The organism is Pantoea conspicua (genome assembly GCF_002095315.1).
GTDB classification, from domain to species: Bacteria; Pseudomonadota; Gammaproteobacteria; order Enterobacterales; family Enterobacteriaceae; genus Pantoea; species Pantoea conspicua.
In genome coordinates this window covers 1-3,097 of record NZ_MLFN01000099.1, presented here as the reverse complement: position 1 = coordinate 3,097, position 3,097 = coordinate 1, and the positions used below count along the sequence as shown (strand labels likewise).

The window sequence follows — 3,097 nt, the reverse complement described above, 5'->3', positions numbered from 1 at the left end:
AACAAGCTGAAAATCGTGTCTCTCAAAAACGCCTCTGGCGTTGTAAGGTTAAGCCTCACGGGTCATTAGTACCGGTTAGCTCAACGCATCGCTGCGCTTACACACCCGGCCTATCAACGTCGTCGTCTTCAACGTCCCTTCAGGACTCTCAAGGAGTCAGGGAGAACTCATCTCGGGGCAAGTTTCGTGCTTAGATGCTTTCAGCACTTATCTTTTCCGCACTTAGCTACCGGGCAATGCCATTGGCATGACAACCCGAACACCAGTGGTGCGTTCACTCCGGTCCTCTCGTACTAGGAGCAACCCCCCTCAATTCTCCAGCGCCCACGGCAGATAGGGACCGAACTGTCTCACGACGTTCTAAACCCAGCTCGCGTACCACTTTAAACGGCGAACAGCCGTACCCTTGGGACCTACTTCAGCCCCAGGATGTGATGAGCCGACATCGAGGTGCCAAACACCGCCGTCGATATGAACTCTTGGGCGGTATCAGCCTGTTATCCCCGGAGTACCTTTTATCCGTTGAGCGATGGCCCTTCCATTCAGAACCACCGGATCACTATGACCTGCTTTCGCACCTGCTCGAGCCGTCACTCTCGCAGTCAAGCCAGCTTATGCCATTGCACTAACCTCACGATGTCCGACCGTGATTAGCTGACCTTCGTGCTCCTCCGTTACTCTTTAGGAGGAGACCGCCCCAGTCAAACTACCCACCAGACACTGTCCGCACCCCGGATAACGGGGCCACGTTAGAACATCAAACATTAAAGGGTGGTATTTCAAGGTTGGCTCCACGCAGACTGGCGTCTGCGCTTCAAAGCCTCCCACCTATCCTACACATCAAGGCTCAATGTTCAGTGTCAAGCTGTAGTAAAGGTTCACGGGGTCTTTCCGTCTTGCCGCGGGTACACTGCATCTTCACAGCGAGTTCAATTTCACTGAGTCTCGGGTGGAGACAGCCTGGCCATCATTACGCCATTCGTGCAGGTCGGAACTTACCCGACAAGGAATTTCGCTACCTTAGGACCGTTATAGTTACGGCCGCCGTTTACCGGGGCTTCGATCAAGAGCTTCTCCTTACGGATAACCCCATCAATTAACCTTCCGGCACCGGGCAGGCGTCACACCGTATACGTCCACTTTCGTGTTTGCACAGTGCTGTGTTTTTAATAAACAGTTGCAGCCAGCTGGTATCTTCGACTGGCTTCGGCTCGGGGAGCGGGTCCCTCCACCTACGCGCCAGCGTGCCTTCTCCCGAAGTTACGGCACCATTTTGCCTAGTTCCTTCACCCGAGTTCTCTCAAGCGCCTTGGTATTCTCTACCTGACCACCTGTGTCGGTTTGGGGTACGATTTTGTGTTACCTGATGCTTAGAGGCTTTTCCTGGAAGCAGGGCATTTATCACTTCAGCACCGTAGTGCCTCGTCGTCACGCCTCAGTGTAAAGTGAACCGGATTTGCCTGGAACACACACCTACACGCTTAAACCGGGACAACCGTCGCCCGGCTGATATAGCCTTCTCCGTCCCCCCTTCGCAGTAACACCAAGTACAGGAATATTAACCTGTTTCCCATCGACTACGCCTTTCGGCCTCGCCTTAGGGGTCGACTCACCCTGCTCCGATTAACGTTGAACAGGAACCCTTGGTCTTCCGGCGAGCGGGCTTTTCACCCGCTTTATCGTTACTTATGTCAGCATTCGCACTTCTGATACCTCCAGCAGCCCTCACAGGCCACCTTCGACGGCTTACAGAACGCTCCCCTACCCAACAACGCATACGCGTCGCTGCCGCAGCTTCGGTGCATGGTTTAGCCCCGTTACATCTTCCGCGCAGGCCGACTCGACCAGTGAGCTATTACGCTTTCTTTAAATGATGGCTGCTTCTAAGCCAACATCCTGGCTGTCTGTGCCTTCCCACATCGTTTCCCACTTAACCATGACTTTGGGACCTTAGCTGGCGGTCTGGGTTGTTTCCCTCTTCACGACGGACGTTAGCACCCGCCGTGTGTCTCCCGTGATAACATTCTCCGGTATTCGCAGTTTGCATCGGGTTGGTAAGCCGGGATGGCCCCCTAGCCGAAACAGTGCTCTACCCCCGGAGATGAGTTCACGAGGCGCTACCTAAATAGCTTTCGGGGAGAACCAGCTATCTCCCGGTTTGATTGGCCTTTCACCCCCAGCCACAGGTCATCCGCTAATTTTTCAACATTAGTCGGTTCGGTCCTCCAGTTAGTGTTACCCAACCTTCAACCTGCCCATGGCTAGATCACCGGGTTTCGGGTCTATACCCTGCAACTTAACGCCCAGTTAAGACTCGGTTTCCCTGCGGCTCCCCTATACGGTTAACCTTGCTACAGAATATAAGTCGCTGACCCATTATACAAAAGGTACGCAGTCACCCCCATAAAGAAGGCTCCCACTGCTTGTACGTACACGGTTTCAGGTTCTGTTTCACTCCCCTCGCCGGGGTTCTTTTCGCCTTTCCCTCACGGTACTGGTTCACTATCGGTCAGTCAGGAGTATTTAGCCTTGGAGGATGGTCCCCCCATATTCAGACAGGATACCACGTGTCCCGCCTTACTCATCGAGCTCACAGCATGTGTATTTTTGTGTACGGGAGTATCACCCTGTACCCTGCGACTTTCCAGACGCTTCCACTAACACACAAACTGATTCAGGCTCTGGGCTGCTCCCCGTTCGCTCGCCGCTACTGGGGGAATCTCGGTTGATTTCTTTTCCTCGGGGTACTTAGATGTTTCAGTTCCCCCGGTTCGCCTTGCAGCACTATGTATTCATGCTGCAATGATGCACTGAGTGCACCGGGTTTCCCCATTCGGACATCGACGGCTGTAGCGGTTCATATCACCTTACCGTCGCTTTACGCAGATTAGCACGTCCTTCATCGCCTCTGACTGCCAGGGCATCCACCGTGTACGCTTAGTCGCTTAACCTCACAACCCACAGGCGTTTTACAACGCTGCGAGCTGCAAGCATTTGAGAGACTCGAACGTGTCGCGTTTTTCATTCTTATTACGGAGAATGAAAACGACACGTCGTTTCAATTTTCAGCTTGTTCCGGATTGTTAAAGAGCAAATA

Annotated in this window: 1 rRNA gene; it reads right to left on the bottom strand. The window is 53.3% G+C overall.

Annotated elements, in window-relative coordinates:
- Positions 1-44: 44 nt before the first annotated feature.
- Positions 45-2,951, bottom strand: a 23S ribosomal RNA gene (locus tag HA41_RS19310).
- Positions 2,952-3,097: the final 146 nt, after the last annotated feature.